The 5,127-nt window shown below is 42.2% G+C and carries 5 protein-coding genes; 2 read left to right on the top strand and 3 right to left on the bottom strand.

What is annotated here, in order from left to right:
• The coding region (locus tag ABL924_RS17765) for a transporter substrate-binding domain-containing protein (RefSeq protein WP_349028432.1) at window positions 1-852 on the bottom strand (852 nt) is incomplete at its 3' end.
• A 126-nt stretch (window positions 853-978) separates the two neighbouring features.
• Entirely contained in the window at window positions 979-2,034 is a 1,056-nt protein-coding gene (locus ABL924_RS17760; RefSeq protein ID WP_349028431.1) for an HD domain-containing phosphohydrolase, read from the bottom strand.
• Window positions 2,035-2,349: 315 nt separating this feature from the next.
• On the opposite strand from ABL924_RS17760, the gene truD reads away from it, so the two are divergent.
• Both truD and ABL924_RS17750 read left to right on the top strand, forming a co-directional pair.
• The gene (gene truD / locus ABL924_RS17755) at window positions 2,350-3,384 is read left to right on the top strand and encodes a tRNA pseudouridine(13) synthase TruD (RefSeq protein ID WP_349028430.1); all 1,035 of its coding nucleotides are present in this window, start codon (window positions 2,350-2,352) and stop codon (window positions 3,382-3,384) included.
• A 74-nt stretch (window positions 3,385-3,458) separates the two neighbouring features.
• Window positions 3,459-4,208, top strand: a complete 750-nt coding sequence (locus ABL924_RS17750) for a retropepsin-like aspartic protease (RefSeq protein WP_349028429.1) — start codon at window positions 3,459-3,461, stop codon at window positions 4,206-4,208.
• A gap of 44 nt (window positions 4,209-4,252) precedes the next feature.
• Here ABL924_RS17750 and ABL924_RS17745 read toward each other — a convergent pair whose 3' ends face one another.
• Entirely contained in the window at window positions 4,253-4,849 is a 597-nt protein-coding gene (locus tag ABL924_RS17745) for a hypothetical protein (protein ID WP_349028428.1), read from the bottom strand.
• Window positions 4,850-5,127 lie beyond the last annotated feature (278 nt).

Genomic DNA, 5,127 nt, shown 5'->3' with positions numbered 1-5,127 from the left:
TTTCAGCCGAATACCGCCCATTAAGGTGAATGCCAATTCAAAAAAATCGGCTTTTGACCAGTCAGCCGGAGTTTCTGCTGTTTGTGCAAAGGTCTCAATCGATAACAACACGGGCAAATCTGTGCGAACGGCCATCGCCAGCTTTTGAGTTTCACCAGTGGGCATCGATTTAAAAGGCCGGATAACGCTGATATTGTATTGTTTCAACAAATAGCTAATGACGGAATAATTGTCATATAACACATCCGCTTTTCTTTCGAGGACGGCGTGAACTGCATCTTCAAGATTGTCTGTTTCCAGTATCTTAAGCTTTGGAAACCGTTCTTTTATCTGCTCAATTTGACCATAGCCCTTAGGTATAGCTAAAGTTTTATTGTTTAATTCGTCGAATGTTTTGGCTTGAACCGCGTCATGAATAAAAAAATACGTCAGTGCCGTCTGGTAAGGCTGGGTAAACTTGAGGTAATCGTGGCGATCTTCAGGATCATAAAGCACCGGCAACAGATCGATTTGATGCGCTTTTGTTTTCGCCAACAATTCATCCCAATTAGCGACGACAGGCTGAAAGCTTAAGCCGCTGTACTTGGCGATTAATTCCAACATATCTCGGCTAAGTCCGGTATGTTTGCCGTCTTCATCCACAAAATCATAGGGCGGCCATTCTTTTTCACCACCGTAGCGAACCACCGGATGGTCATGAATCCAGGTTTTTTCCTCTGGAGTTAAAGGTACGGTAGTACCATTAGATTTTTTTTCAATCGCTGCATCATAGTCGGCAGACTGGGAGGTGTGCTGCGAGTTCAGTTGAATGCTAACGGGGTCTAGCTTTGAAGAATGTTCATTCGCAAACAAGATTGTTGGGAGAAAAAGAAAAATGAGTGTAACCGATGCACAGAGCCTTAACACTCTGTTGCTAACAGCGTTGCGAGAGCTTAGCGAACAGGAGAAATTACCATCCATTTAATAGCTACGTACCGTTCACTTAGATTTTGCGATGGCAATAAACTCATCCAGATGCGTTTCGAAAATGTCGACTAATTCGGGGTCGAACTGGGTTTCGCGATGATCTATGATGTACTTGACAGCATCGTTTGTTTCCCAGGCTTCTTTATAGTGGCGTTTATGCGTTAGGGCATCGAATACATCCACCAACGCCACAATACGCCCGTAGATATGAATTTCCTCACCTTTTAAACCGCGAGGATAGCCTTTGCCATTCCATTTTTCGTGATGTTCATGAGCGATAATGGCAGCCGCTTTAAGCAGGTTACGCTTAGAATGCGACAGTAACTCGTAAGCATTCGAGGTGTGTCTCTTCATAATGGAAAATTCTTCCTCGCTATGTAGACCAGGTTTATGCAAAATTTCCATTGGAATAGTCATTTTACCGATATCATGCATCGGTGATGCGTGATAAAGCGTTTCCACATCACCTTCATTCAAAGTGGGATGGTATTTGGCCATTAACGCGGAGCTTTCCGCTATCCGCTTAATATGTTTGCCAGTTTCATCGGAAGTGGCCTCCATTAATTCGGCCAAGATAAAAATTAATTCTTTTTGGCTATCCTCCAGTTCGGACAATAAACGTTGCTTTTCAAACTTGCTTTTGGATTTTAGATAAAGATTATGTTTTTTTAATAGATTCCTGGCATGGTAAAGTTCCAGATGGGTTTTAACTCTAGCTAACAGTTCGTTAGCATGAAAGGGTTTGCTGATGTAATCAACGCCGCCCACTTCAAAAGCTTTGGTAATGGCTTCGACATCGGTTTTTGCAGTTAAAAAAATAATAGGGATTTCTACAGTTTTGATGTTTTCTTTTAATTTTTGGCAAACCTCAAAGCCATTGAACCCAGGCATCATGATATCCAATAAAATCAGATCAAATGGTTCGGTATCATCGAAGATTAGGCGCAATGCCTCTGTGCCGTTCTGAGCAAACGAAAATTCGTAGCTATCTTCCTTCAGGATGTTCATGGCAACTCTGATATTATCGATCACATCATCGACAATCAGGATTCGGCTATTGTTTATCATGATGTAACACCCTGTTTTAATTTTTGAGTTTTAAATTAGCTAAGCTACTGCGAAAGAAGAGTGATAGTCGCTATTCCCAATGAGGTTTCTGAACGCTAGAAACCTGATATTGAAATTTGAGGGTATGTTGTAACATATTGAAATAAAAAAATTTTTACTTAATAAACAGAAGGCAATTCTAAAGGGTATTTGTGTTTTTAGAAAAGCATCTATACCTTAAGATTTAAGTACGATGTTAAGAATAGCACTAAAGAAAATAAAAATCGAAATCCTCGCTGTAATTCCACTAGAAACGAATATTATTTTTAACCCTCGATGAATATTGAAATCCCTATTTGGCCTTTTGTTTACGGTTCGCCATCAGGTGTCGGCAAAATCCGCACCGTACCGGAAGATTTTATCGTCGATGAAAATCTTGCTTTTGAGCCTTCCGGCGAAGGTGAGCATGTCTTTTTGCAAATACAGAAAACTGGCGAAAATACCGACTATGTTGTCCGCCAATTAGCTCGGTTTGTCAATGTGCGCCAGCGTGATATTGGCTATGCCGGACTGAAAGACCGTCATGCGGTGACGACCCAATGGTTTAGCGTTTGGCTGCCTGGTAAATCCGAACCTGATTGGATGGCACTGACAACCGACAATATGAAGGTGCTGCACACAGTACGTCATGCCCGTAAATTAAAGCGCGGTGTCTTGTCGGGTAACCGGTTTGAAATCACCATTCGTGACTGGCAAGGCGATCAGGCAAAAACCATTGGGCAGTTAGGGCTAATCAAAGCCAATGGCATTGCCAATTATTACGGTGAACAGCGTTTTGGCAACCAAGGACAGAATGTCAATAAAGCCTTGGCGATGTTTAGGGGCGACAAAATAAAACGAGAACAGCGCAGCCTGTATCTATCGGCTTCCCGCTCGTATTTGTTCAATCAGATTCTAAGTGAAAGAGTCACCACAGGAAGCTGGAACAAGGCGCTTTCCGGCGATACCTTTATATTCGACAATTCGAATAGCACTTTTAAATCGCAATTGCAGGATGCGGAAATTCTGCGCCGACTTGAAGCCAAAACCATCCATCCAACAGGCGTATTATGGGGCAAGGGCGAAGTTGATGTGTCTGGGGATGCACTCGCTATTGAACGACGTATTGTCGATGGTTATGGCGAGCTGGCTCAGGGCTTGGTTGCTACTGGCGTAGAAAAAGCCCGACGCGCTTTACGGGTGAATGTGGAAGATCTGGAATGGCGGTTCAGCAATCAGACGACCTTACAACTCCACTTTACCTTGCCTGGTGGCAGTTACGCTACCTCGGTGTTGAGGGAAATAATTGGTGTCCAAAGCCCCAGTAGTTAATCAAAGACTGGTCTATGGAAGTGTTTTGTATGTTAATGTAAGTAAACAGCAACACCCTGAATGGCTTAAAACGAATGGTATCAATCAACCCCCTGAATGGCTTAAAACGAATGGTATCAATCAACCCCCTCATCCTTATTAGAAAACATCTGCTTTTTTTAATCACTTCTTTCTTAGTGTTGATTGCTTTAAGCGCACATGCGGAAGATAAAGATGATTTGTTTGCCCAAATACAGGCGTTACAAAACCAGAATAAAATCCAGATCACTGGCCTGGAACGCATCCAAAATGCAGAAAAAGTCCTGACCAGTGGCAGCTTAGAGCAACAAATCAAACAGCTTTTTGCATCATACAATCACATCGTCAGCCGAAGTACTAAAGGAAAGATTGAGCGCATCGTCATCATCAATAAAAAGCAAAAACATAAAGACAACCGTATCGTGTTGCCAACCAGTCCCCAAGGCAATCACTTCACCGTTTCAGTTGCCCTTTCAGGCGATGGCAGGATTTGGCAAACCGTGGATATGGTCATCGACACTGGCGCAGATTTGGTGGTCTTACCAGAATCCATGATTGACCAATTAGGCCTTACCGACAGTAAATTTACCCTAGGAAAAATGCAAACCGCCAATGGCATGGCCGACGCAAAAATTGGCCTGTTGCAGGAATTGAAAATTGCCGGGGAAACCCTAGAAAATGTCGAAGTGGCTTTTATTGCAGACCAATTGTTAGGGGAAAATAAGTTGTTGGGGATGAGTGTTTTGGGGCGGTATCAAGTCAATATTGATGATAAAGCCCGTTTGGTTACGTTGATTAAGAAATAATAATGGAAAATAGGTCTTTGTTATCTGTAACTTATAGCTAGCACTTAGTTAAGTGGCAACGTTGTTAAACACGGCTCAATGAAACAATCTAAAAACTCCTCGTTCACTGCTTTATTCGAAATCTTGCGTCTCTTGCACAAGCTATATAACTCTTCAACCGCCGAGTATGAAAAATACTTTGTATTAAGCGATTGAAATTGCAAAGTGTTGGCTTTACGAATTACCTCCTCACGATCTTCATCCGCAGCAACAATTACCCAGCGAATATTAGCAAGACGTGGCCCTAAATCTTGGAATTTTTTAATTCGGGTAAGTCCGCTTGTAACGCCAGTACTTTGCTCAACCTCCATTACTGCTGGCATCAACTTACCATTTTTGAACCAAATACAGTCAATCAGATTAGCCGCTACTCTAGCTTCTTCATAAGATGCAAGCACTCGTTCATCCGAAAGCCTAGCAATAACCCCCTCTAACTCACCTACTTTCTTTTCTCCATACTGAAAGCCTTTATCGTTATGTGCAATCCATGTTCTAAAGCCAAGTTGAAGCCCAATTTCAATAAGTGCAATTTGAATTTGTAAATGCCTTCTCCTAACATCAATGTCCATTTCTGATGGCAGTAATTTCTCCGTGATTGCCAAAGAGTCATAAATAATTGTCTGTGTTGGTATCTCAGAAATGGCTTGGTCACACTTCCAGTTTTGCTTTCAGAAAGTACACCGTTTTGGTGGGGTGAATGTGGCATCCACACAATGTGTTTGTATCCACATTTTAGTTCGCGATTGATTTGCTTCTTGCGTCGGCATATCCTATATATCAGAATGAGACCTTTGCACGACCTCAAGCCCCAAAATGGGTAAAATAAGCCTTTATTCAAGTTCGAGCAATAGCCTATGTCCTGGAAGAACCTAGCCCAAAC

This window comes from Methyloglobulus sp., from assembly GCF_040079455.1.
Taxonomy (GTDB): domain Bacteria; phylum Pseudomonadota; class Gammaproteobacteria; order Methylococcales; family Methylomonadaceae; genus Methyloglobulus.
This window is presented reverse-complemented; position numbering and strand designations above follow the sequence as displayed.